This is a genomic window from Streptomyces sp. NPDC004667 (genome assembly GCF_040609475.1).
Taxonomy (GTDB): Bacteria; Actinomycetota; Actinomycetes; order Streptomycetales; family Streptomycetaceae; genus Streptomyces.
In genome coordinates this window covers 1-23,289 of the sequence record NZ_JBEXKC010000095.1, presented here as the reverse complement: position 1 = coordinate 23,289, position 23,289 = coordinate 1, and the positions used below count along the sequence as shown (strand labels likewise).

Annotated in this window: 26 protein-coding genes; 12 read left to right on the top strand and 14 right to left on the bottom strand. The window is 73.0% G+C overall.

All coding sequences use genetic code 11. The annotated features are described in order from the left end of the window. From ABZW32_RS33725 to ABZW32_RS33705, 5 genes are all read right to left on the bottom strand, one after another. Nucleotides 1–458: urease accessory UreF family protein (locus tag ABZW32_RS33725; protein WP_356223497.1), on the bottom strand; the 458-nt coding region annotated here is incomplete at its 3' end. A gap of 58 nt (nt 459–516) precedes the next feature. Continuing rightward, entirely contained in the window at nt 517–2,238 is a 1,722-nt protein-coding gene (locus tag ABZW32_RS33720) for an urease subunit alpha (protein WP_356223494.1), read from the bottom strand. Further along, nucleotides 2,231–2,542: an urease subunit beta gene (locus ABZW32_RS33715; RefSeq protein ID WP_356223491.1), complete on the bottom strand. Its 312-nt coding sequence runs from the start codon at nt 2,540–2,542 to the stop codon at nt 2,231–2,233. Before ABZW32_RS33715 ends, ABZW32_RS33720 begins: the two co-directional genes overlap by 8 nt. A 14-nt stretch (nt 2,543–2,556) precedes the next feature. Beyond that, entirely contained in the window at nt 2,557–2,859 is a 303-nt protein-coding gene (locus tag ABZW32_RS33710; protein WP_280919855.1) for an urease subunit gamma, read from the bottom strand. Between the two features lie 312 nt (nt 2,860–3,171). Then, the gene (locus tag ABZW32_RS33705) at nt 3,172–3,621 is read right to left on the bottom strand and encodes an ATP-binding protein (RefSeq protein ID WP_356223488.1); all 450 of its coding nucleotides are present in this window, start codon (nt 3,619–3,621) and stop codon (nt 3,172–3,174) included. A 197-nt stretch (nt 3,622–3,818) separates the two neighbouring features. On the opposite strand from ABZW32_RS33705, the gene ABZW32_RS33700 reads away from it, so the two are divergent. Then, a complete protein-coding gene (locus ABZW32_RS33700) occupies nt 3,819–4,703 on the top strand; it encodes a helix-turn-helix transcriptional regulator (RefSeq protein WP_356223485.1) in 885 nt (294 codons plus the stop codon). A gap of 13 nt (nt 4,704–4,716) precedes the next feature. Next, nucleotides 4,717–4,956, top strand: a complete 240-nt coding sequence (locus ABZW32_RS33695) for a DUF397 domain-containing protein (RefSeq protein WP_356223483.1) — start codon at nt 4,717–4,719, stop codon at nt 4,954–4,956. A 3-nt stretch (nt 4,957–4,959) separates the two neighbouring features. Here ABZW32_RS33695 and ABZW32_RS33690 read toward each other — a convergent pair whose 3' ends face one another. After that, entirely contained in the window at nt 4,960–6,132 is a 1,173-nt protein-coding gene (locus ABZW32_RS33690) for an 8-amino-7-oxononanoate synthase (protein ID WP_356223480.1), read from the bottom strand. Between the two features lie 155 nt (nt 6,133–6,287). Between ABZW32_RS33690 and bioB the strand changes: the two genes are divergently transcribed. From bioB to bioD, 3 genes are all read left to right on the top strand, one after another. After that, a complete protein-coding gene (gene bioB / locus ABZW32_RS33685; protein WP_356223478.1) occupies nt 6,288–7,523 on the top strand; it encodes a biotin synthase BioB in 1,236 nt (411 codons plus the stop codon). Between the two features lie 94 nt (nt 7,524–7,617). After that, nucleotides 7,618–8,850: an adenosylmethionine--8-amino-7-oxononanoate transaminase gene (locus ABZW32_RS33680; protein WP_356223502.1), complete on the top strand. Its 1,233-nt coding sequence runs from the start codon at nt 7,618–7,620 to the stop codon at nt 8,848–8,850. 1 nt (nt 8,851) lies between these two features. After that, nucleotides 8,852–9,571, top strand: a complete 720-nt coding sequence (gene bioD / locus ABZW32_RS33675) for a dethiobiotin synthase (RefSeq protein ID WP_356223476.1) — start codon at nt 8,852–8,854, stop codon at nt 9,569–9,571. Between the two features lie 253 nt (nt 9,572–9,824). On the opposite strand, the gene ABZW32_RS33670 is transcribed toward bioD, so the two are convergent. Beyond that, nucleotides 9,825–10,400, bottom strand: a complete 576-nt coding sequence (locus ABZW32_RS33670; protein WP_356223473.1) for a hypothetical protein — start codon at nt 10,398–10,400, stop codon at nt 9,825–9,827. Nucleotides 10,401–10,681: 281 nt separating this feature from the next. Between ABZW32_RS33670 and ABZW32_RS33665 the strand changes: the two genes are divergently transcribed. Next, a complete protein-coding gene (locus ABZW32_RS33665; protein WP_356223470.1) occupies nt 10,682–11,344 on the top strand; it encodes a class I SAM-dependent methyltransferase in 663 nt (220 codons plus the stop codon). Here ABZW32_RS33665 and ABZW32_RS33660 read toward each other — a convergent pair. After that, nucleotides 11,313–12,245 (bottom strand): LysR family transcriptional regulator, encoded by a 933-nt coding sequence (locus tag ABZW32_RS33660; protein WP_356223468.1) that lies wholly within the window; start codon nt 12,243–12,245, stop codon nt 11,313–11,315. The genes ABZW32_RS33665 and ABZW32_RS33660 overlap by 32 nt on opposite strands. Before the next feature lie 147 nt (nt 12,246–12,392). Here ABZW32_RS33660 and ABZW32_RS33655 point away from each other — a divergent pair, with 147 nt between their 5' ends. Further along, on the top strand, nt 12,393–13,445 hold the full coding sequence (locus tag ABZW32_RS33655) for a YncE family protein (protein WP_356223465.1): 1,053 nt from the start codon (nt 12,393–12,395) through the stop codon (nt 13,443–13,445). Nucleotides 13,446–13,511: 66 nt separating this feature from the next. Here ABZW32_RS33655 and ABZW32_RS33650 read toward each other — a convergent pair whose 3' ends face one another. After that, nucleotides 13,512–14,189 carry a DUF4937 domain-containing protein gene (locus ABZW32_RS33650; protein ID WP_356223463.1) on the bottom strand — a complete coding sequence of 226 codons (678 nt, stop codon included), beginning with the start codon at nt 14,187–14,189 and terminating at the stop codon, nt 13,512–13,514. Between the two features lie 203 nt (nt 14,190–14,392). Further along, a complete protein-coding gene (locus ABZW32_RS33645; protein WP_356223461.1) occupies nt 14,393–14,821 on the bottom strand; it encodes a GNAT family N-acetyltransferase in 429 nt (142 codons plus the stop codon). 279 nt (nt 14,822–15,100) lie between these two features. Here ABZW32_RS33645 and ABZW32_RS33640 point away from each other — a divergent pair, with 279 nt between their 5' ends. The 5 genes from ABZW32_RS33640 (at nt 15,101) to mug (ending at nt 20,349) form a co-directional block, all read left to right on the top strand. After that, nucleotides 15,101–16,441: a hemolysin family protein gene (locus tag ABZW32_RS33640; protein ID WP_356223458.1), complete on the top strand. Its 1,341-nt coding sequence runs from the start codon at nt 15,101–15,103 to the stop codon at nt 16,439–16,441. After that, nucleotides 16,438–17,457: a hemolysin family protein gene (locus ABZW32_RS33635; RefSeq protein WP_356223456.1), complete on the top strand. Its 1,020-nt coding sequence runs from the start codon at nt 16,438–16,440 to the stop codon at nt 17,455–17,457. The genes ABZW32_RS33640 and ABZW32_RS33635 overlap by 4 nt, the downstream gene beginning before the upstream one ends. Before the next feature lie 59 nt (nt 17,458–17,516). Next, on the top strand, nt 17,517–18,299 hold the full coding sequence (locus ABZW32_RS33630; protein WP_356223453.1) for an SGNH/GDSL hydrolase family protein: 783 nt from the start codon (nt 17,517–17,519) through the stop codon (nt 18,297–18,299). Nucleotides 18,300–18,370: 71 nt separating this feature from the next. Further along, the gene (gene purB, locus ABZW32_RS33625) at nt 18,371–19,804 is read left to right on the top strand and encodes an adenylosuccinate lyase (RefSeq protein ID WP_356223450.1); all 1,434 of its coding nucleotides are present in this window, start codon (nt 18,371–18,373) and stop codon (nt 19,802–19,804) included. After that, complete coding sequence (mug, locus tag ABZW32_RS33620) at nt 19,801–20,349, top strand: G/U mismatch-specific DNA glycosylase (RefSeq protein ID WP_356223500.1); 549 nt, start codon at nt 19,801–19,803, stop codon at nt 20,347–20,349. The genes purB and mug overlap by 4 nt, the downstream gene beginning before the upstream one ends. 99 nt (nt 20,350–20,448) lie before the next feature. Here the strand turns inward: mug and cpt are convergent, their stop codons facing one another. The 4 genes from cpt to ABZW32_RS33600 are packed head-to-tail and all read right to left on the bottom strand — an operon-like array spanning nt 20,449 to nt 23,197. Further along, nucleotides 20,449–20,982 carry a chloramphenicol phosphotransferase CPT gene (cpt, locus tag ABZW32_RS33615; RefSeq protein ID WP_356223447.1) on the bottom strand — a complete coding sequence of 178 codons (534 nt, stop codon included), beginning with the start codon at nt 20,980–20,982 and terminating at the stop codon, nt 20,449–20,451. A gap of 51 nt (nt 20,983–21,033) precedes the next feature. Then, on the bottom strand, nt 21,034–21,471 hold the full coding sequence (locus ABZW32_RS33610; RefSeq protein ID WP_356223445.1) for a hypothetical protein: 438 nt from the start codon (nt 21,469–21,471) through the stop codon (nt 21,034–21,036). A 40-nt stretch (nt 21,472–21,511) separates the two neighbouring features. Further along, nucleotides 21,512–22,264, bottom strand: a complete 753-nt coding sequence (locus tag ABZW32_RS33605) for an ABC transporter permease (RefSeq protein WP_356223442.1) — start codon at nt 22,262–22,264, stop codon at nt 21,512–21,514. Between the two features lie 21 nt (nt 22,265–22,285). Next, entirely contained in the window at nt 22,286–23,197 is a 912-nt protein-coding gene (locus ABZW32_RS33600) for an ATP-binding cassette domain-containing protein (protein WP_356223439.1), read from the bottom strand. Nucleotides 23,198–23,289 lie beyond the last annotated feature (92 nt).

Below are 23,289 nucleotides of genomic sequence, written 5' to 3'. Positions count from 1 at the left end.
CCGCGCGCCGAGGCGAGGGCCTGCTCGGCGAGCGGTTCGGCGAGGGTGTCTACCCCGTCGAGGACCATCCGGCCGGTGCGGCCGAGCACCACGGGCTGGTGCGCCCCGCGCGGGAAGGCCGCGGCCAGCGCGTCGAGCGCGGGGTCGGGCCAGGTGGCGCGGGCGGCCCGCATGAGCTGCCGGCCCAGGCGGCGCGCGGCGGCGCGCAGCGCGGGTGAGGGCGTACGGGCGTCGGCGGCGGCGTCGAGCTCCACCGGGTCGAGACCGAGGGCGGCGGCCGCCGCGAGGGCGGCGGCGCTGAGCCCGGCGGTGTGGAGGCGGCCCCGGCAGAAGTCGGCCAGGGTCGCGGCGTCGTGGATGCGGCCCGCCTTGCAGGCGGCCTCCGCCCCGCCGGAGTGCGCGTGGCCTCCGGCGGGGAAGCGGCCGTCCGCGAGCACGAGCAGCGCGGCGAGGCTCATCGGCCGGGCTCCATCAGGGTGTGCTCCGTCGGGGCGGGCTCCATCGGGGTCTGCCGCATCAGAAGAGGAAGTATCTCTGTGCCATGGGCAGTTCCGTCGCGGGCGCCGGTTCCACGGCCTCCCCGTCGATGGTGACGGTGAAGGTGTCGGCGTCGACCTCGACCCGGGGCATGGCGTCGTTGTTGCGCATGTCCGCCTTGCCCACCTTGCGCGTGTTCTCGATGGCCGTGAACTGCTTGCCGAGTCCGAGCCGTTCGGGCAGCTCGTCGTCGATCGCGGCCTGCGCGGTGAAGTTGAGCGAGTTCAGTGCGGGTGCGCTTCCGATGCTGCCGAACATGGGGCGGGGCAGGATCGGCTGCGGGGTGGGGATGGAGGCGTTGGCGTCGCCCATCTGCGCGTAGGCGATCTGACCGCCCTTGACGACCACCTCGGGCTTGACGCCGAAGAAGGCCGGCGTCCACAGCACCAGGTCGGCGAGCTTGCCCACCTCGACCGACCCGACCTCGCGGGAGAGGCCCTGGGCCACGGCGGGGTTGATCGTGTACTTGGCGACGTAGCGGCGGGCCCGGTGGTTGTCGGCGGGGCCGTCGCCGGGCAGGAAGCCGCGTCGCTTCTTCATCACGTGCGCGGTCTGCCAGGTCCGCATCACGACCTCGCCGACCCGGCCCATGGCCTGGGAGTCGGAGGAGATGATGGAGATGGCTCCGAGGTCGTGCAGCACGTCCTCGGCGGCGATGGTGGACGGCCGGATCCGGGACTCGGCGAAGGCGAGGTCCTCGGGGACGGCCGGGTTGAGGTGGTGGCAGACCATCAGCATGTCGAGGTGTTCCTCGACCGTGTTGACGGTGTGCGGCCGGGTGGGATTGGTGGAGCTGGGCAGGATGTTCGGCTCGGAGACCACGGTGATGATGTCGGGCGCGTGCCCGCCGCCCGCGCCCTCGGTGTGGTACGAGTGGATCGTCCGCCCGGCGATGGCCGCGAGGGTGTCGCCCACGAACCCGGCCTCGTTGAGGGTGTCGGTGTGGATCGCGACCTGGGCGCCGGTCTCGTCGGCGACGCTCAGGCAGGCGTCGATGACGGCGGGGGTGGCCCCCCAGTCCTCGTGGATCTTGAACCCGAGGGCGCCGCCGCGCAGCTGGGAGTGCATGCCCTCGCGGGACATGGTGTTGCCCTTGCCGAGCAGGCCGATGTTGACCGGGTAGGCCTCCAGGGCCGCGAACATGCGGGCCAGGTGCCAGGGGCCCGGGGTAACGGTGGTGGCCTTGGAGCCCTCCGCCGGGCCGGTGCCGCCGCCGACGAGGGTGGTGATGCCGGAGGCGAGGGCCTCGTCGATCACGGTCGGCGAGATGAAGTGGATGTGGGTGTCGATGGCGCCCGCGGTAACGATCTTCCCGTTGCCGGCGATGATCTCGGTCTCGGGGCCGATGACGAGCGCGGGCTCCACCCCGTCCATGGTGTCGGGGTTGCCCGCCTTGCCGATGCCGCAGATCCGGCCGTCGCGGATGCCGAGGTCGGCCTTGACGATGCCCCAGTGGTCGAGGATCACGACGCCGGTGATCACCGTGTCGGGGGCGCCCTCGGCGCGGGTCGTGCGTGCCTGTCCCATGGACTCGCGGATGACCTTGCCACCGCCGAAGACGGCCTCGTCACCGGAGTTGCCGGGTCCGCCGCTGAGGTCCTGCTCGATCTCGACGAAGAGGTCGGTGTCGGCGAGCCGGATCCGGTCGCCCTTCGTCGGCCCGAAGAGGTCGGCGTACTGCCGACGCGAGATCTCAGCCATCGAGCGGCCCTCCGGTCTCTCCACGCAGTCCGGGTACGGTGCGCAGCCCGCCCAGCGGGACGAGCTCCACGGCGACGGGGATGCCGGGCTCGAAGCGGACGGCGGTGCCGGCGGCGATGTTCAGGCGCAGGCCGCGGGCCGCCCGGCGGTCGAAGTCGAGGCCGGGGTTGGCCTCGGCGAAGTGGTAGTGGGAGCCGACCTGGACGGGCCGGTCGGCGGAGTTGAGCACGGTGATGCGGGTGACGGGGCGGCCCTCGTTCAGGCGCACCGGACCGTCCCCGAAGGCGATTTCGCCGGGGATCATCTGGTCGCTCCCGTTCAGACGATGGGGTCGTGGACGGTGACGAGCTTGGTGCCGTCCGGGAACGTGGCCTCGACCTGGACGTCGTGGATCATCTCGGGGATGCCCTCCATGACCTGGGCGCGGGTGAGCACGGTGCGGCCGGAGGCCATCAGCTCGGCCACGGTCCGCCCGTCACGGGCGCCTTCGAGGATGTGCGAGGTGATGAGCGCGACGGCCTCGGGGTGGTTCAGCAGGACCCCGCGCGCCCTGCGCTTCTCGGCCACGTCCGCCGCCACGTGGATCATGAGTCTTTCTTGTTCGTGCGGTGTCAATTGCACCTGATATCACCAAGCTTCCGGGACATGATCAACATCGCGCCACAGCGACCGTACCGACCTTCAACACTCTGTTGACCTGTGCATATCCATGCCAAGCATGTCTTGCCCAACGCAGAGAGAGGCTTTCCGTCCGGATCACCGGCCCTTTACCGGCCCATGGCTGATCGTTGGCGGAGGAGCCCGGCCCCTCACGTTAGGGCCCGCACTTTTCCGCCGAGTTAACCCACGTTTCCGGAACGTACCCGGTTCACCTGTCCGGACCCTCGGCGGCGCGGCCGCCGTATACGACGGCGGGCCGGGGAGGGACGCCGGTCAGCAGCCGCGGGTGGTCCGCGCGGGGGCTCCGGCCGGCCAGGGGAGCGCGATCCACACGGTCTTGCCCCCGTCCGCGGTCGGGCTGACCGAGAGCCTGCCGCCCGCCTCCGCCGCCAGCCAGCGGATGATGACCATCCCGCGGCCGTTGTCCTGCTGCACGGCGGCGGGCAGCCGCCTGGGCCAGCGCGGGTGGCTGTCGGTGACTCCGACGCGCAGCCACTCCTCGCGCTCCAGGCGGACGTCGACGGTGAAGGTCGGGGACTGGCCGAAGGTGTGCTGGACCGAGTTGGTCGCGAGCTCCGAGACGATCAGCCGGACGGTGTCGGCGGTCTCCGCGTCCTCGGGAAGTCCCCATTCGCCGAGCACCTGCGCGACGTACCGGCGGGCGGCGGCGACCGAGACCGGATCGCTCGGCAGAGTGACGGATGCTTCCAGTTGATCTGCCATGGCGACGTCCCTTTCCCACCGGGACGGAACCGCCCCGGATCTACGCTGAGCGCCAGAGTGCCACCCATCGTGCCGCCGTTTCCGCCGATCCCCCAAGATATGCATATATCTGTCGCTCAATGCGGTGAACTCTGCTACGGAAGAGCGTATTTGGACGGCAGACCGGCACGAGCCGTGCCGGTGGAAGGAGAGCGGGTATGCAGCACGGTCCCGCGGTGCGTCGGCGCAAGCTCGGCGAGGAGTTGCGCGCCCTCCGCGACCGCTCCGGACTCACCAGTGGCGAGGTGGCCCGGATCGTCGGATGGCACCAGTCGAAAATCAGCCGCATCGAAACGGGCCGCAGCGGCGTGAAGTCAGCGGACATCCGGCTGCTGCTCGACGCCTACGGCGAGGTGGTGAGTCCGCAGCAGCGCGCCCTGCTGGAAGCCCTGGGCGCCTCGGCGGCCGGCCCCTCGGCGCACGGGGACGCCGCGCGCGGCCGGCAGTGGTGGCACGACTACCGGGGCCTGCTCCCGCAGGAATACCGCGACTTCATCAGCCTGGAGGCGGGGGCCCGGGCGGCCCGCACGGTGGAACTCTCCGTCGTGCCCGGCCTGTTGCAGACCCCGGACTACGCGCGGGCCGTGACCCGGGCCGCGCTGGGCGGGCTGCCGGAGCCGAAGGTGGACGCGCTGGTCGACGTACGGCTGGCCCGGCAGGCCGTGCTGCGGTCGGATCCGCCCCTGGAGCTGAGCGCCGTCCTGGACGAGGCGGTGCTGCGGCGGCAGATCGGGGGGCCGGGGGTGATGCGGAAGCAGCTGAGGCATCTGGTGGAGGTGGCCCGGCTGCCCCAAGTGCGTCTGCAAGTGCTGCCGTTCACCGTGGGGGGTCATCTCGGCCTGACGGGCCCCTTCGTCATTTTCTCATTTCCGAACATCGCCGATCTGGATGTGGTGGTACTCGACCATTTGACGAGTAGCCTCTATCTGGAGCGGAAGGAAGACCTGGAGGCCTATGGGGCCGCGTTCCGCACCATCCAGGCACACGCCCTCCCGCCCCGTGACTCGTCGGATCTCATCAGCTCACTCGCTGACGACGCGTAAGGAGGCACCCCCCGTGTCCGCAACCCCCTTATCCAGCAGCGGACTTCTGAACAGCGCGCGGTGGCTGCGGAGCAGCCGCAGCACCGGAATGAACAACTGCGTGGAAGCGGCCGCCCTCACCGGCGGTCTGCTGGCCGTCCGCGACTCCAAGCGGACGGACGGCCCGGCCGTGCTCTTCACCGGGCCGGCCTGGGACGGCTTCCTCGCCTCGGTCCGGGCGGACCTGCACGACCCGGTCGCACCGGGCCGCTGACGCCTACCGGTCCGTGGCTCCGGCCGGAGCGGTCCGCAGGACCGTCCCGACGGCCCGGACGATCTCGTCCCCCGTGAGATCGGCCCGAGCGGTCAGCCGCAGCCGGGAAATGCCGTCCGGCACCGACGGCGGACGGAAGCACCCCACGGACAGACCCGCCTCGCGGCAGTCGGCGGCCCAGCGCAGTGCCGCCGAAGCCGACGGGGCCCGCACCGACACCACGGCCGCGTCCGGCCGGGCCGCGGTCAGGCCGGACGCGGTGAGCCGCTCGTACAACTCGGCGGCCACCTCCCGGACCCTGGCCGCGCGCTCCGGTTCGCGCCGGAGCAGGCGCAGGCTCGCCAGTGCGGCGCCGGCGGCGGCCGGGGCCAGCCCGGTGTCGAAGATGAAGGCGCGCGCGGTGTTGACCAGGTGCCGGATGACCTTGGCCGGGCCCAGCACCGCCCCGCCCTGGCTGCCCAGCGACTTGGAGAGGGTCATCGTCGCGACCACGCCGGGCGCACCCGCCAGCCCCGCGGCGTGCAGGGCCCCCCGGCCCCCCTCGCCGAGCACCCCCAGACCGTGCGCGTCGTCCACGACCAGTGCGGCGCCCTCGGCCCGGCAGGCCGCGGCGTACGCGGCGAGCGGGGCCGCGTCCCCGTCCACCGAGAAGACCGAGTCGGTGACGAGCAGGGCGCGCCCGCCGTGGCCGGCGAGGGTCTTGCGGACGGATTCCGGATCGCTGTGCGGGGTGACCTCGACCTCCGCGCGCGAGAGCCGGCAGCCGTCGACGATCGAGGCGTGGTTCCCGGCGTCGGAGACCACCAGGGTGCCGCGCTCGCTGAGCGCCGTCACGGCGGCGAGGTTCGCGGCATATCCGGAGGAAAGCACCAGGGCCGCCTCGAAACCGGCGAAATCGGCGAGTTCCCGTTCGAGTTCGGTGTGCAGCTCGGTGGTGCCCGTGACCAGGCGGGATCCGGTGGCGCCGGCGCCCCAGCGTTCGGCGGCCTCGCACGCCCCGCGCACGGTCCCGGGATGCCGGGACAGACCCAGGTAATCGTTGCTCGCCAGGTCCAGCAGGGGCGAGGAGGCGGCCCTCGGGCGCAGCGTCCGCACCAGCCCCGCCTGCTCTCGGGCCCGCTCCGCGCCGTCGATCCAGGCGAAGACGTCCTGGGGTTGCGGGGTGTGCTGCGTCATCGGCGGTCCTCGTGTTTTGTCGGCAGTCGACAGATCTGCTCGACCCTAGCCGCCGCGACCCGAGGGACTGGTGTGGCGATCCACACACTCCCTTCAGGCCATGTTGTCCGTTCTCTCCTTGGCCGGGAGTGCTCGCGTGGTCCAGGATCGGGCCCATGGACCTGCTGAACACCCTGGTGGAAAAGGGACTGCGGCGCGAGCTGCCGACCCGTGAAGAGGCGCTCGCCGTACTGGCGACCTCCGACGACGAACTGCTCGACGTGGTGGCCGCGGCCGGCAAGGTGCGCCGCCAGTGGTTCGGGCGCCGCGTCAAGCTGAACTACCTGGTCAACCTGAAGTCGGGGCTGTGCCCCGAGGACTGCTCGTACTGCTCGCAGCGGCTCGGCTCGAAGGCCGAGATCCTCAAGTACACGTGGCTGAAGCCCGAGGAGGCCTCCCAGGCCGCCGCCGCGGGCGTCGCCGGCGGCGCCAAGCGGGTCTGTCTGGTGGCCAGCGGACGCGGCCCGACGGACCGTGACGTGGACCGCGTCGGCAAGACCATCGCGGCGATCAAGGAGCAGAACGAGGGCGTCGAGGTGTGCGCCTGTCTGGGTCTGCTCGCCGACGGGCAGGCCGAGAAGCTGCGCGACGCGGGTGCGGATGCCTACAACCACAACCTCAACACCTCCGAGGCCACGTACGGCTCGATCACCAAGACGCACACCTACGCGGACCGTGTCGATACGGTGCAGAAGGCGCACGCGGCCGGCCTGTCGGCCTGCTCCGGTCTGATCGCCGGCATGGGCGAGAGCGACGAGGACCTGGTCGACGTCGTCTACTCCCTGCGCGAGCTGGACTCGGACTCGGTGCCGGTCAACTTCCTGATCCCCTTCGAGGGCACCCCGCTGGCCAAGGAGTGGAACCTCACCCCGCAGCGCTGCCTGCGGATCCTGGCGATGGTCCGGTTCGTCTGCCCCGACGTGGAGGTCCGCATCGCCGGCGGCCGCGAGGTGCACCTGCGCTCGATGCAGCCGCTCGCGCTGCACGTGGCCAACTCGATCTTCCTCGGCGACTACCTCACCAGTGAGGGCCAGGCCGGCCAGGCCGACCTCGACATGATCGCGGACGCCGGTTTCGAGGTGGAGGGCGCCGGTACGACGACCCTGCCCGCGCACCGCTCCGAAGCGAAGGCCGGCGGAGGCTGCGGCTCGCACGCGGGCGGCGCCTCGGTCTGCGGTTCGGGCGGTCCGGCCGACGCGGCCGGGGGCGGCTGCGGTTCGGCGTGCGGCGGCTGCTCCGGGCACGCGGAGGAAGCCCCCGTACCCGTCCAGGCGGAGGCGGGCGAGGTGCGCCCGGACCTGGTGGCGGTGCGCCGCCGCGGCGCGGGAACGGACCTCGCCCCCAATGCGTGACCCGTACCCCCTGCACGACCCGCTCGACCGGGCGTCGGACACCGCGCGGTTGCTCGACCTCGACCGGCAGCACGTCTGGCACCCGTACGGGCCGATGCCGGGGCGGCAGGAGGCCCTGATGGTCTCCTCCGCCTCGGGCGTCCGGCTGCGGCTCGCCGCCCCCGCGCAGGGACGGGACGAGCTGATCGACGGCATGTCCTCCTGGTGGTCGGCGATCCACGGCTACAACCACCCGGCACTGAACGAGGCGGCGACCGCGCAGCTGGGCCGCATGTCGCACGTGATGTTCGGCGGGCTCACCCACGAGCCCGCCGTCCGGCTGGCCGCGAGGCTCGTCGAGATCACCCCGCCGGGGCTCGAACACGTCTTCCTCGCCGACTCGGGCTCCGTCTCCGTCGAGGTCGCCGTCAAGATGTGCCTGCAGTACTGGCGTTCGCTCGGCCGCACCGGCAAGACCCGGCTGCTGACCTGGCGCGGCGGCTACCACGGCGACACCTGGCAGCCGATGGCCGTGTGCGATCCCGACGGCGGGATGCACGAGCTGTGGCAGGGCCACCTGCCACAGCAGGTCTTCGCCGACGCGCCGCCCGGGGACTTCGACACCCCCGTGGACCCGGCCTACGCCGACCACCTGCGCGGCCTGATCGCCGCCCACGCGGACGAGCTGGCCGCGGTGATCGTCGAGCCGGTGGTGCAGGGCGCGGGCGGCATGCGCTTCCACAACCCGGGTTACGTGCGGGTGCTGCGCGAGCTGTGCGACGAGTACGGGGTCCTGCTGATCCTGGACGAGATCGCGACGGGCTTCGGCCGCACCGGCGCGCTCTTCGCCGCCGACCACGCGGGGATCACCCCGGACGTGATGTGCCTCGGCAAGTCGCTGACCGGCGGCTACCTCACCCTCGCGGCCACCCTCTGCACCCCGCGGGTCGCCGACGGGATCTCCCGGGGCGAGGTTCCGGTGCTCGCGCACGGCCCGACCTTCATGGGCAACCCCCTCGCCACGGCGGTGGCACTCGCCTCCGTCGAGCTGCTGCTCGGGCAGGACTGGGCGGGCGAGGTCAAGCGGATCGAGGCGGGACTGCGCGAGGGGCTCGAAGGGGCCCGCGCGCTTCCCGGTGTCCGGGACGTACGGGTGCTGGGCGCGATCGGCGTGGTCCAGCTCGACCACGACGTCGACGTCCGGGCCGCGACGCGGGCGGCCGTCGGGGAGGGCGTCTGGGTGCGGCCGTTCCGCGACCTGGTCTACGTGATGCCCCCCTACGTCACCGGCGACGCCGATCTCGCACGGATCTGCCAGGCCGTTCTCGCGGCCGCCCAGGAAGGCTGACATGCCCGTACTCGTCGTGTCCGGAACGGGCACGGAAATCGGCAAGACCGTGGTCACCTCGGCGATCGCGGCGGCCGCCGTGGCCGCCGGGCGTTCGGTCGCGGTCCTCAAGCCGGCGCAGACCGGTGTCGGCCCCGGGGAGCCCGGGGACGTCGCCGAGGCCGTCCGCCTGGCCGGCCCGGCCGTCACCGCGCTGGAACTGGTCCGCTACCCCGAGCCGCTGGCGCCGGACACCGCCGCGCGGCGCTCCGGGCTGGCGACGCTCGCGCCCGCCGCCATCGCGGAGGCGGCCTCGCGGCTCGCCGCCGACCACGACCTCGTCCTCGTGGAGGGCGCGGGCGGGCTGCTCGTGCGCTTCGACGAGAAGGGCCACACCCTGGCCGACGCGGCGCGGCTGCTGGCGGCCCCGGTCCTGGTCGTCGCCCCGGCGGGACTCGGGACGCTGAACGCCACCGCCCTGACCGCGGAGGCCCTGCGCGCCCGGGACCTGAGCCCGTTCGGGGTGGTGGTCGGCAGCTGGCCCGCCGCGCCCGGCCTGGCGGCCCGCTGCAACCTCGCCGACCTGCCCGACGTGTCGGGGATCCCGCTGCTGGGAGCCGTCCCGGAGGGGTCCGGCGCGCTGGAACCCGCCGCGTTCCGCACGGCCGCCCCCGGCTGGCTGGCCCCCCGCCTGCACGGCACCTGGTCGGCGGAGTCCTTCCTGGCCAAGTGGCCGGCCTGACTCCCGGTCGGCGCGGCCGACCCGGTGGACGGGGGATCCCGGTGGTCTGCCCGCCTCCCCGGTGATCTGCCCCCCGGGGAGCAGGCCTCCGGCGGGAGGCGTGACCGCCCGGAGGTGAGGACCGCCCGGTCCGGTGATCGGACCGGGGCCCCGCCGCCGGGCGGGCCGCCGGGCGGGCCGGTTTCCCTCCCCCGGTGCGGTCACCGGGCCGGGCGGGAGGGCGAACCCGTTTCCGGCCGGCGCCGGGCGGTCGTCAGTGGCCGCCCTTCGGTTCGCGGCAGCCGCCCTCCGCGTACGGCCCGTGGGCCTCGACCCGGGCCGGGGCGGCGGACGTCCCCTCCACGCACGGGCCGCTCCCGGGGATCCACAGCGCGAAACCGGGACCTGTTCCACCGGCCCCACCGGCCCCGTCGACCACGTCACCGGGGCCAACCGGGTACCCGAGGCCGCGGAGCAGCCCGGTCAGCTCGTCGGCGGTGCGCGGTGGCTTCCCGGCGAGCGCCGACCTGATCCGCGCCGCATGGGCGTCCCCCCGGCACGTGCCCTCCGCGGACAGCCCGGCCTGCTGCCGGTAGCCGTGGTTCTCCGCGTACTTGCGCGCCTCCGGGTCCGTCGGCAGCTCCTGCTCCGCGGGCGCCGAGGCGGGGGCACCCGACCCGGCTCCGGCGCAGCGCGCCGCCACCTCGGCGAAGAACACCTCCGGACCGGGCGGGGCCGCCGCCGCCTTCGGGCGCTCCGCCGGAGCCGCGTCGCAGCCGGTCAGCAGCAGTGCGCCGACGGCCAGCAACCCGGCGGCCGTGAGCGGGACACGGGTGGTGCGGGATGTCACGTGGTCTCCCCTCCTCGCGGGCTCCGCCCCCAAGTGCGCTGCCCGGACTGCCGATTATCACCTCCCGCCCCGAGGCGCTCCCGGCCGTACTCCCGAACCGCGCCGGCGAACCTCGCCCGCGAACCTCACTCCCGGGCCCCGCCCCCTTCCCCACCCGCCCCGTCGCCCCGGCTGCCCGCAGCGGTTCCCGGCATTCCGGTTTCACCGCGCGCCGGGACGGGGAACCTGCCCGGCAGGACGCGCACCCGTGCCCGCCCCCGACCCGCGCCAGGAGGTCCGCCGTGCCGCCCGCACCTCCCCCCGATACGGTCCACCACCCGCACTTCGCCCGGTTCTACGCCCGCGCCAGCACCGCCGCCGAGACCCGCATCGGCATGGGCGTCCTGCGCCGGGAGCTCCTGCACGGGGTCTCCGGCCGCGTCATCGAGATCGGCGCGGGCAACGGCCTGAACTTCGCGCACTACCCCCGTGCCGTCTCCGAGGTCGTCGCGGTCGAACCGGAGCGCTCCCTGCGCCGCCTCGCTGCCGCGGCTGCGCTGCGCGCCGAGGTGCCGGTGGACCTCGTACCGGGGGTCGCGGAAGCCCTTCCGGTGAAGAGCGAGGCCTTCGACGCTGCCGTGGCCTCCCTGGTGCTGTGCACCGTACGCAACCTCCCTCGTGCCCTCGCCGAGCTCCACCGGGTGCTGCGGCCCGAAGCGGAGCTGCGGTTCCTGGAACACGGGCTGGCCCCCGGTCCCGGTATGGCGACCGTCCAGCGGGCGCTCGACCGGACCGTGTGGCCCCGGCTCTTCGGCGGTTGCCACACCGCCCGCGACCCGCTCGCCGCGATCGAGGCGGCCGGCTTCCGGATCGTCTCGCACCGCTCCTTCCGCCTGCCCGAACGCGGCCCGGCCCTGCCCACCTCCTACTGCGTCATCGGCACGGCCCGTCGCTCCCGCGACTGACCGCCCCCTCCCGCGGCGGCTCCGCGAACCCGGCCGCCAGCAGGTCGCGGAGCCAGCGGTGTCCCGGGTCGGCCGCGTTGCGGGGGTGCCAGGCCATCCCGATGTCGAGCGGAGCCAGGTCGAGCGGGATCGGGAAGGTCCGCAGGCCCAGGGCGGTGATCGTGTCGGTGAGCCAGTCCGCCGGCGTGAGCGCGACGAGGTCGCTGTCGCGGGCGAGCAGCATCGCGCTCGTGTGGCTGGGCACGATCACCGCGGTCCGGCGCCGCAGCCCGAGTTCCGCGAGCGCGCCGTCGATGGGTCCCACGCGCTTGCCGAGCCGGGATATGCCGATGTGGTCGGCAGCGGCGAAGCTGCGGGCGTCGATCCGCCGGTCGAAGAGGGGGTGACCGCTGCGGGCGACCCCGACCAGCCGCATCCGGGTGAGGGACCGGGTCAGGATCTCGGGGTCCAGGTGCCCGAGGACACCGAGTTCGACGTCCACCCAGCCCTGCCGCAGCCCGGGGCCGCCTTCCACCGACTCCGGAAGGAAGACCACGTCCACGTTCGGGGCCTCCGCGTGGATGCGGTCGGTCAGCGCCCCGGCCAGCCCCACCAGGAGCAGGTCGGTGGCCTGCACGGTGAAGGTGCGGTGCAGGTGCGCCGGGTCGAAACCGGCCCCGGGACGCAGGACGTTGTCGCATCCGCGCAGCAACGCCCTTACTTCCTCGCGGAGTTCCAGGGCGCGCGGGGTCGGGACCAGACCCTGGCCCGCCCGGACCAGCAGGGGATCGCCCACGGTGCGGCGGAGGCGGGCCAGGGTGCGGCTGACCGCGGCGGGGGAGGTACCGAGCCGCTCCGCGGCGCGGGTCACGCTGTTCTCCTGCAGCAAGGTGTCCAGCACCCGCAGCAAGTTGAGATCCATCAGCACTCCTGACCTGCATATTTACGCCTGGGTTAACTATGGGATGCCGATCCTTGCATGGTTGTGGAGGCGTTCGGCGCCCAGAGTGGGAAGGGCCGCGAGAACACGCGGCGTTGCCTCTTGCTCCTTCTTCCTCAGGGATCCTCCATGCAGCAGTTCCAGCGCGCCGGCCGTGCCGGCGACGTCCTTGCCGTGGTCAGCCAGAGCGGACCGACGGTCTCGTTCTTCGACGCCGCCTCCGACCGGCACCTCGGCTCGGTGGAAGTCCTCGCCGAGCCCCACGAGTTGTGCTTCGACCCCGCGGAGCGCCTGCTGTGGTGCACCACGGCGTACCGTTCGGGCTACTACCACGCGAACGGCGGCCGGCGCACCGAACTGACCGTCATCGACCCCGACACCCGCCGGATCGTCGAGGTCGTCGACCTCGCCCCGGAACACGGTCCGCACGGCCTGGCACTGGACCCGGCCCGCCGGCTCCTCTACGTCAGCGTCGAGGGCTCGGCGGACCGGCCCGGCGGCGTCGTGGTCGTCGACACCCGGACCCGCCGGCCCGTGGGCAGGATCGACACCGACGCGCCCGGTCCGCACTGGTTCGCCATCGACGCGGCGGGCAGGACGGGTTACGCCACCAACAAGGAGGCGCCGTTCGTGTCGATCGTCGACCTCGAAAGGGGCGTCCTCACCGGCAAGGCCGAGGTGCCGGGCAGCGAGGGCCTGGCCGTCTCCGCCGACGGCACGCACGCCTTCGTCGCCGCGCCCTACGCCGGTTCCTTCTCCGCCGCCGAGGAGCGGCCGACCCCGGGCATCAGGGTGGTGGACGCCCGGACGGCGTCCGTCGTCGACACCCTGCCCACGCGCGACGTGGTCCTCCCCGTACACCTGACGTCGACGGGGAAGCTGCTCGCGGGCGAGCTGTGCATGACCCCCGACCCGAATTCCCGGCTCGGCAGCCACGCCCCCGGCCGCCTCACGGTCTTCTCCGCCGAAACCCGCGAGCGGCTCGGCGAGGTGGAGGTCGGGCGCTTCCCGCTGACCATCACGTCCTCGCCGGACGGCCGGATCGCCTACGTGGCGTGCGTGATCTCGTCCACCGTCGACGTCGTCGACCTGGAGACGCTGGGGACCCTGGCCCGGCTGGACATCGCCAAACTCGCCGAGCCCGGTGCACACGGCCTGGCCTACATCCCCCGCCCCTCCTGACCCACCCGCACCCGCCGAAGGAAGAAGACCGGGGGACGGGAGGGAGGCCCGCCGCCTCCCCCGACGTCAGCCCGCGGTGACCGCCGGGACCGGCAGGACGCGCCAGCCGGGTTCCAGGGGTATGAGGTGACCCGTCATCGCATGGAGATCCTCCCGGAGCCCGGCACGGGCGCGCAGGGCCGGAAGGTGGCCGGCGACGTACCGCTCGTGGGGCTCCGGGCCGGACCACAGGGTGGTGACGAGTCGGCGGTGGTCGCCGAGGCTGGTGACGGTGCCCGCGAGCATCCCTCCGGCCGCCGCCATGCCCGGCGCCCACACGTCGCGCTGCACCTCCAGGAAGTGCTCGGCCCGGCCCGGCAGCAGGCGGCAGTCGGCGACCCGCAGCAGCGTCGCGCTCCCGAGTGCCGCCGGCAGGCCCGCCGCGTCGCCCGGCATGTCGAGGAGGGTCTCACCGTCGGCCGTCTCGATGGCGCCGTAACCGCCCCGCCCGCCGGTCCCGGCGAACACCCGGTCGTGCCGCTCCTCCATGAAGCGCCGGTAGGCCCCCGCGTCGCTCCACAGGCCCAGGACGTGGGCACGGCCCGTGGCGGGGTCCCAGCCGCCCACCTGTCCGACCAGACCCCGCTGCCCGGCGATCACCGCCCACCCCCGCTGGCCCTCGGAGAAACGCTCCCGTCCGGCCGCCGGCACACTGCATCCGATCCACTTGCCCCACATGATCTTGCCCCCCTGCACCGCGGACATCCGCTGACATCAACGATGATCGCCCCGGGCCCCCGGCACTCGTCAATCGGTCTGAAGTAGCAGGTCACCCCCTACTTACGGCCTCATACCCGAGCGTTCACCCGCCCGGCGGATCCGGGTCCCGGTTCACCCGGCCGCCGGCCTTCGGACTCCCCGCGCCGGCCGGGCCCGCCCCCGATCCTGGCCGGTGCGCGAGCCCCTCCTCACGCCTGCGCGAACGGCTTCACCCACCGACGCCAGCGGTCCTCGCGCGCGTAGCCGGCCGCCGCCCACATCCGGTGCGCCCGCTCGTTCGCCTCCAGGACCATCGCGTCACCGCGCCGGCCACCGGCCGCGACGAAGCGCAGCTCGGCCGCCTCCAGCAGTGCCGAGGCGATCCCCTGACGGCGGCGGGCGGGCAGTACGGCGAGCCGGTACAGGGAGGCCCGCCATCCGTCCCAGCCGGCGATCACGGAGCCGACGAGGACCCCGTCGGACTCCGCGAGGATCAGGGCCTGCGGGTCACGGGCGATGAGCCGGGTCACACCGTCCACGTCGTCCGTGATCGAGGTGCCCTCGGCCGCCTCCTTCCAGAAGGCGAGCACGTTCTCGGCATCGGCCGCGGCGGCGGTACGTATCTGAAATTCGGTCATGCGCGGGAGCCAAGCACGACCCACCGGCGCCCCGCCACCGACTTCCACCCTGCGGGACGCCGGCCGGGGGGCGGACGGACCAGCCGCGCCCGCTCGACCAAAAGAGCGACGCTTCACCTTTGCCCTTCCTTTACCATGTGGGAAACGGTCCTGGTTCGACGAAGACGAAAGGTGTGAGCGTCCGCCCATGGGCGAGCCTCCCAGTCCCCGACATGCCCGCACACGACATCGCGCGGCCCCCCTCCTCCTGGCCGATCATGGGACGGAGGTGAACGACCGATGACCGAAGTGCTCCTGCTCGTCGTGGCCCTGCTGCTCTGCCTTGCCTGCGGAGTCTTCGTCGCGGCCGAGTTCTCGCTGACCACGGTCGAGCGCAGCGAGCTCGAACGCGCCGTCGAGCGCGGCGAGCGGGGCGCCGACAGCGCCCTGGCGGCCGTCCGCAGCCTGACCTTCCAGCTCTCCGGCGCCCAGCTCGGCATCACGGTGACCGGCCTGGTCATCGGCATGATCTCCAAGCCCTCGATCGCCGCCCTGCTCCAGGGGCCCTTCGAGGCCATGGGGCTCTCGGCCACCGCCGCCTCCTCCACTGCCCTGGTGCTGGGCACCGCCCTGTCGACCGTGGTGCTGATGGTCGTCGGCGAGCTGGTGCCCAAGAACTGGGCCATCTCCTCCCCGCTGGCCATCGCCAAGCGCGTCGCCACGGCGCAGCGGGTCTTCAGCCGCGCCTTCCGGCCCCTGATCAGCCATCTCAACACCACCGCCAACCACATGGTCCGGCGGTTCGGCATGGAACCCGCCGAGGAGCTGGCCTCCGCGCGCGGCCCCCAGGAGCTGGTGGCCCTGGCCCGGCACTCCGCGAAGGCGGGCGCGCTGGAGAAGGACACCGCCGAGCTGTTCGTGCGGACCCTGAACCTGGCCGACCTCACCGCGGAGAACGTGATGACCCCGCGCGTGCAGGTGACCGCCCTCGACGTGCAGACCACCGCCGAGGACGTGGCCAACGCGACCATGGCCACCGGACTGTCGCGCTTCCCCGTCTACCGGGGCAGCCTCGACACCGTCGTCGGCACCGTCCACATCAAGGACGTGCTCGCGCTGCCCGCCGCGGAGCGGCACCGCCATCCCGTCTCGCAGCTGCTGCGCGAGCCCCTCCTGGTACCGGAGTCCCTGACGGTGGACCGGCTGCTGGACCGGCTCTCCGGCAAGCAGACCATGGCCGTCGTGATCGACGAATACGGGGGCACGGCCGGGGTGGCCACGCTGGAGGACATCGTCGAGGAGGTCGTCGGCGAGGTCCGCGACGAGCACGACCCGCACGAGACCTCCGACCTGGCCCCGGCCGGTACGGACGAGTCCGGCAGGGCCCTGTACTCCGCCGACGGCGCCGCACGCACCGATCAGCTCCGGCTGATCGGTCTGCGCGTCCCGGACGGCCCGTACGAAACCCTGGCCGGGCTGATAGCCACCGAACTCGGCCGGATCCCGGCCGTCGGCGACAGCCTGGAACTGGACGGCTGGCGCCTGGACGTGGTGGACGCCGGCGGGCGCCGAGCCGCCCGCGTGCTGCTGCACGCTCCGGCCGAAGCCGCCGGTGACGAGCCTACGGAGGGGGCCCGATGACCGTCGTGCAGCTGCTGATCGGCCTGGCGACCCTGGTCGTCAACGCCTTCTTCGTCGGCGCGGAGTTCGCGCTGATCTCGGTCCGGCGCAGCCAGATCGAGCCGTACGCCGAGCAGGGCGACCGGCGCGCCCGAGCCGTGCTGTGGGGCCTGGAACACGTGTCGGCGCTGATGGCGGCGGCCCAGCTGGGCATCACCCTGTGCACCCTGGTGCTGGGCGTGGTGGCCGAGCCCGCCATCGCACACCTGCTGGCCCCGCTCTTCGACCTCGTCGGGGTGCCCTCCGGGCTGACGCACGCGATCTCCTTCGTGATCGCGCTGGCGCTGGCGACGTACCTGCACATGCTGTTCGGGGAAATGCTGCCGAAGAACGTGGCGCTGTCCGAGCCGGTGCGCACCGCGCTGCTGCTGGGCCCGCCGCTGGTGACCGTGACCCGGGCGCTGAAGCCGGTGATCTTCGCGATCAACGCCTTCGCCAACACGCTGCTGCGGCTGCTGCGGGTGGAGGTGAAGGACGAGGTCGCGGCGACGTTCTCGGACGACGAGCTGGCCCGGATCGTCAAGGACTCCATGGCCGCGGGGCTCATCGACGACCGGGCGAGCGAGCGGCTGTACGACGCCCTGGAGCTGGGCCGGCGCCCGGTCACCGATGTGGTGCTGCCGGTGGACCGGGTGGTCACGGCGCGGCTGGGCATCACGGCGGACGGGCTGGAGCTGTTGTCGGCCGAGTCGGGGTACTCGCGTTTCCCCGTGGTCGACGACCAGCGCCGGATCCTGGGCTACCTGCACGTCAAGGACGCCCTCGACGTGGTGGAGCGGGACGATCCGTTCCCGGAGTCCGAGCTGCGCTCCATCGCGCAGGTGCGGGCGGAGACCCCGCTGGACGACGTGCTCACCGCCATGCGGCGCAGCCGTACGCACCTGGCGGCCGTCCTCGGGGCGGACGGGGCCATGACGGGCCTGGTGACGATGGAGGACGTGCTGCGCGAGCTGTTCGACCGGCCCGCGTCCGCCTGACGGCCGCACGGTCCCCGGCCCTGCGGGGTCGGGGTACCGCGCGGTAGCATCGCTCCGCCATGGAGATGAATGCGTCTTACACCAGTTTCGTCGCGATCGGCGACTCCTTCACCGAGGGCATGTCCGACCTGCTGCCGGACGGCTCCTACCGGGGCTGGGCCGATCTGCTGGCCGCCCGGCTCGCGGCGCGCGAGCCGGGCTTCCGCTACGCGAACCTCGCGGTGCGCGGAAAGCTGATCGGGCAGATCGCCGAGGACCAGGCGCCGGCCGCCGCGGCGATGGGCGCCGACGTGGTGACGCTGGTGGGCGGGCTCAACGACGCCCTGCGGCCGAAGGTCGACATGGGCAGGGTCCGCGGCCACCTGGAAGAGGCCGTGGCCCTGCTGGCCCCGTCCTGCGGACGGCTGGTGCTGATGCGCTCCCCGGGCCGCAACGGTCCGGTCATGGAACGCTTCCGGCCGCGCATGGAAGAGCTGTTCGGCATCCTCGAAGAGCTCGCCGCCCGACACGGGGCGCTGCTGGTGGACCTGTACGGGGCCCCGGTGCTCGGCGATCCGCGCATGTGGGACGTCGACCGGCTGCACCTGACCGCCGAAGGCCACCGCCGGGTGGCGGAGGCGGTCTGGCAGAGCCTGGGCCTGCCCCCGGAGGAGGACTGGCGGGCCGCCCTGCCGCCCGCCGCGGCCCCCGGCTGGCAGGTGCGCAGGACCGAGGACCTGCGCTTCGCCCGGCAGCACCTGCTCCCCTGGATCGGCCGCCGCCTGACGGGCCGCTCCTCGGGCGACGGCCGCCCCTCCAAGAGGCCCGAACTGCTGCCGTACGGGGCCTCGCCGCCCTTGTAGCAACACACCATCACAGGTGGCGCCCCCACCTGCGTAAACGCACAGCCGCGGCCCAAGTAGAATCCCTACACGTGACAGCCAAGCCCCGCATCCCCAATGTCCTGGCCGGCCGCTACGCCTCCGCGGAGCTCGCCGTCCTGTGGTCCCCCGAGTACAAGGTGACGCTGGAGCGGCGGCTGTGGCTCGCCGTGCTGCGCGCCCAGAAGGACCTCGGCATCGACGTCCCGGACGCCGCCCTCGCCGACTACGAGCGCGTCCTGGAGACCGTCGACCTCGCCTCCATCGCCGAGCGCGAGAAGGTCACCCGGCACGACGTGAAGGCCCGGATCGAGGAGTTCAACGCCCTCGCCGGACACGAGCACGTGCACAAGGGCATGACCTCCCGCGACCTGACCGAGAACGTCGAGCAGCTGCAGATCCGGCTCTCGCTGGAGCTGGCGCGGGACCGCACGGTCGCCGTCCTGGCCCGTCTCGGCAAGCTGGCCGGCGAGCACGCCGAGCTGGTCATGGCCGGCCGCTCCCACAACGTCGCCGCGCAGGCGACGACCCTGGGCAAGCGTTTCGCGACCGCCGCCGACGAGCTCCTGGTCGCCTACGACCGCCTGGAGAACCTCCTCGACCGCTACCCGCTGCGCGGGATCAAGGGCCCGGTCGGCACCGCCCAGGACATGCTCGACCTGCTGGGCGGCGACGCCGCCAAGCTGGCCGACCTGGAGCAGCGCATCGCCGCCCACCTCGGCTTCTCCCAGGCCTTCACCTCCGTCGGCCAGGTCTACCCGCGCTCGCTCGACTACGACGTGGTCACCGCGCTGGTGCAGCTCGCCGCCGCCCCGTCCTCGATCGCGAAGACCATCCGCCTGATGGCGGGCCACGAGCTGGTCACCGAGGGCTTCAAGCCCGGCCAGGTCGGTTCCTCCGCGATGCCGCACAAGATGAACACCCGCTCCTGCGAGCGCGTGAACGGCCTGATGGTCATCCTGCGCGGCTACGCCTCGATGACCGGCGAGCTGGCCGGCGACCAGTGGAACGAGGGCGACGTCTCCTGCTCCGTGGTCCGCCGCGTGGCCCTGCCCGACGCGTTCTTCGCCTTCGACGGCCTGCTGGAGACCTTCCTGACCGTCCTCGACGAGTTCGGCGCCTTCCCGGCCGTCGTGGCCCGTGAGCTGGACCGCTACCTGCCCTTCCTCGCCACCACCAAGGTGCTGATGGGCGCGGTGCGGGCCGGGGTGGGCCGTGAGGCCGCCCACGAGGTCATCAAGGAGCACGCGGTGGCGTCCGCGCTCGCCATGCGCGAGCAGGGTGCCGAGCGCAACGAGCTGCTGGACAAGCTGGCCGCCGACGAGCGGATGCCGCTGGACCGCGCGCAGCTGGACGCCCTGATGGCCGACAAGCTGTCGTTCACCGGCGCCGCGGGCGACCAGGTCGCGACCGTGGTCGCCCGGATCGAGGCCATCGCCAAGGAACACCCGGAGGCCGCCGGGTACGCGCCGGGGTCGATCCTCTGACCCCCGACGAGCTCGAAGCCGCCCGCGACCGCGTCCTGCCGGACGTGGTCGCGGGCGGTCTGCGCGTGCTCTTCTGCGGGATCAACCCGGGGCTCCTGTCCGCCGCGACGGGCCACCATTTCGCCCGGCCGGGCAACCGTTTCTGGCCGGTCCTCCACCTGTCCGGCTTCACGCCGCGCAGGCTGGCCCCGGAGGAGCAGGAGGAACTGCTCACCTACCGCCTCGGCATCACGAACGTCGTGGCCCGGGCGACCGCCCGCGCAGACGAGCTGACCGCGGAGGAGTTCCGTGAGGGCGGCCGGATCCTGACGGCGAAGGTCGAACGGTTGCGGCCGGACTGGCTCGCCGTGGTCGGCGTCACCGCCTACCGCACCGCCTTCGACGACCGCCGGGCCCGGATCGGCCCTCAGGACCGGACCATCGGTACCACCCGTATCTGGGCGCTGCCCAACCCCAGCGGGCTCAACGCCCACTGGACCGCGGAGTCCATGGCCCAGGAGTACGCACGCCTCCGCGAGGCGGCGGAGGCTCCGCCCACCCCCTGACCGGCGCCGGCCGAGCAGGCTCAGGAGTGCCCCTCGCCCGGGCGTTCCGGACCACCCCGTCCTTCGGGGTCGTTCAGGCGCGGCGGACCCTGCCGTCGATCACTCGGCGCGGCCCGCGATGGCCCGCGCGCATTCCATCGACTCGGCGTGGGTGGTGTCGATCTCCAGGTCGTAGACCACGCCTCGGTGGACGACCTCCGCCTGCGAGACGGCCATCCCCACGGTCCGGTCGCCCCGCGCGACCTCCCGGCCCGCGGCCACCGCGCCCTCACACCTGACACCCACCCACAGCACCCGCAGCCCGCCCAGAGCCTGCTGCCAGCGCTTCTGGGACGCCGCCCCGCCGAGGAACACCTCGTCGACGACGATCCGGGCCCCACCCCGCGCCATCGCGGCGATCCCCTCGATCCAGGCCGCCTCCAATGCCCGGAAGGCGGGCCCGACGACCACCTCGCCGTCCGGAGCGAACTCGATGCCCCCGTCCATCGCCCGCATCGACGCCGGCATCGCGTCGACCAGGGTGTCGGTCCCGAAGACCAGCCACGGATCCGGCAGGACCGCCTGCAGGCACCGGGCGATACCGGACTTGCCCGAGCTGGATCCGCCATTGAGAACGATCACCTGAGTCTGCACCGCGCCACAGTAGGGCCACCGCACGGGCGGGCGACAACGGATTTCGCGGTCCTACGGGGGGTCCATCACCGTGATCCCCGCCATCAGTGTGTAGGGGTCCTCCTCACCCCACTGCGTCACGCAGGCCACCAGCCACCGGTCCTCCGCCCGCCAGAGGTGCACGTGGTCGGTGCTGTGCGTCAGTTCCTCCCAGGGCTGCGCCGGCGCCTCCGGCGCGTTGTCCAGGGCGGCCGGCGAGCGCAGCGTGAAGACCAGGGGCGTCCCCCAGCGCTCCGTCAGGGCCTGGGTGAGGGCCGCGTACTCGGCGCTGATCTGGTCGGCGGCCTCCTGGCGGCCCGAACCGTCGTCCTCCCAGAAGTCCCCGGTCTCCTCCAGACGGACGAGGTGGTAGCCGGGGCCGCTGCTGTGCCGCCCGAGGCGCACCGGCATGTCCACGAAGCTCTGGGCCCGCAGCCGGTCGATCAGGTCGAGGTGCTGTGCCGTGGTCATACCGTCAGTATTCCGGGGGCCACTGACAATTGGTCCGGCGTCACGCGTCGCGCCGTCGCACGGCCAGCCACCCCACCGCCAGCGATGCGAGGGCCCACAGCGCGGTCACCGCGAGCCCGCTCCACGGACCGAGCGTCCCTTGCACCTCCAGCCGCATCACCGCCTGGCCGGCCCGGTCGGGCATGAACTGTCCCGCACCGTCGGCGACCTGACCGACCACGAAGGGCACGATCAGCAGGAAGGGTATGAGCAGGCTCATCACCAGCGTGCCACTGCGCACCAGCGCCGTCAGACCGGCCGACAGCAGGGCGATCAGCGTGAGATAGGCGCCGCTGCCGAACACCGCCCGCAGGGTGCCCGGATCCCCCAGGGAGAGGGCGTACTCCCCCATCAGCGCCTGCCCGCCGACGAAGGTGACCAGGCCGGTGATCTGACCGACCACGAAGGCGAGTCCGGCCACGGTGGCGGCCTTCGACAGGTACAGCCGGGTCCGGTTGGGCACGGCGGTGAGCGACACCCGCAGCGCTCCGTCGCGGAACTCGCCGGCGAAGGCCGTGGCACCGAAGGCGACGGCCGCTATCTGGCCGAAGTTGATCCCGAAGAACGCCCCGAGCAGGCGGTCCTCCCCCAGTGCTCCCGGTTCCGAGGTGCCTATGGCGGCGGCGGTGAGGACGGTGATGCCGACGGTGGTCGCGAAGACGGCCAGGAGAGATCCCAGGGTCGAACGGGTGGAACGTATCTTGATCCACTCCGAGTGCAGGACGGAGACGGTGGGCAGGGCTGCGGAGGTCACGCTGGTGGCTCCCATCGGGATTCAGGTGGTGGCAGAGAACTGCGCGCGGTCGGCGGTGAGATCGAGATAGGCCTGCTCCAGGGAGGCCCGCTCGTCGGCCAGCTCCAGGACGGGAATGCCCTCACGGGCGGCGAGAGTGCCGATCCGGTCGGCCCGTAGGCCCTCGACGGTCCAGCACCCCTCCTCGGCGGCGACCAGCTCGAAGCCGTCCCGGGCCAGGGCCGCCCCCATCCGGGCCGGCTCCGAGGTCCGCAACCGCACCCTGCGGGTGCTGCGGGCACTGATGAACTCCTCCATCGGGGTGTCGGCGAGGAGCCGGCCCTGCCCCAGCACCACCAGGTGGTCGACGAATGCCGCCGACTCGGCCATCAGGTGGCTGGAGACGAGGACGGTGCGCCCTTCGGCTGCGAGGCCGCGCATCAGCTCGCGGATCCAGATGATGCCCTCCGGGTCGAGGCCGTTGGTCGGCTCGTCCAGGAGCAGCACTCCGGGGTCGCCCAGCAGGGCGGCGGCTATGCCCAGGCGCTGGCGCATGCCGAGTGAGAAGGTCCCGATGCGGCGGCGGGCGACGGCCGCGATTCCGGCCTGCTCCAGGACCCTGTCGACGCGGGCGGGTGGGATGCCGTTGCTGACGGCGAGCGCGAGGAGGTGGTCGCGGGCCCGGCGGCCCGGGTGGGCCGCCTGGGGGTCGAGCAGCGCCCCCACCCGGTGCAGGGGGCGGTCGAGGTCGGTGAACCGGATCCCGCCGATGGTGGCGGAGCCGGAGGTCGGCCGGTCCAGGCCCAACAACAGTCGCAGGGTGGTGGACTTGCCGGCGCCGTTGGGCCCCAGGAAGCCGGTGACCCTGCCGGGCAGGACGTCGAAGGTCAGGTGGTCCACGACCCGCTGGGCGCCGTGGTCCTTGGTGAGTTCGCGGATCTCGATGCGGTTCATGGCTCAAGCGTCGCCGTCGGGCCTCCCCCCTTCCCTCCCCCATGCGAGGGTGGCGTCTCCCCCACGTGGGGGAGACGCCACCCTCGCATGGG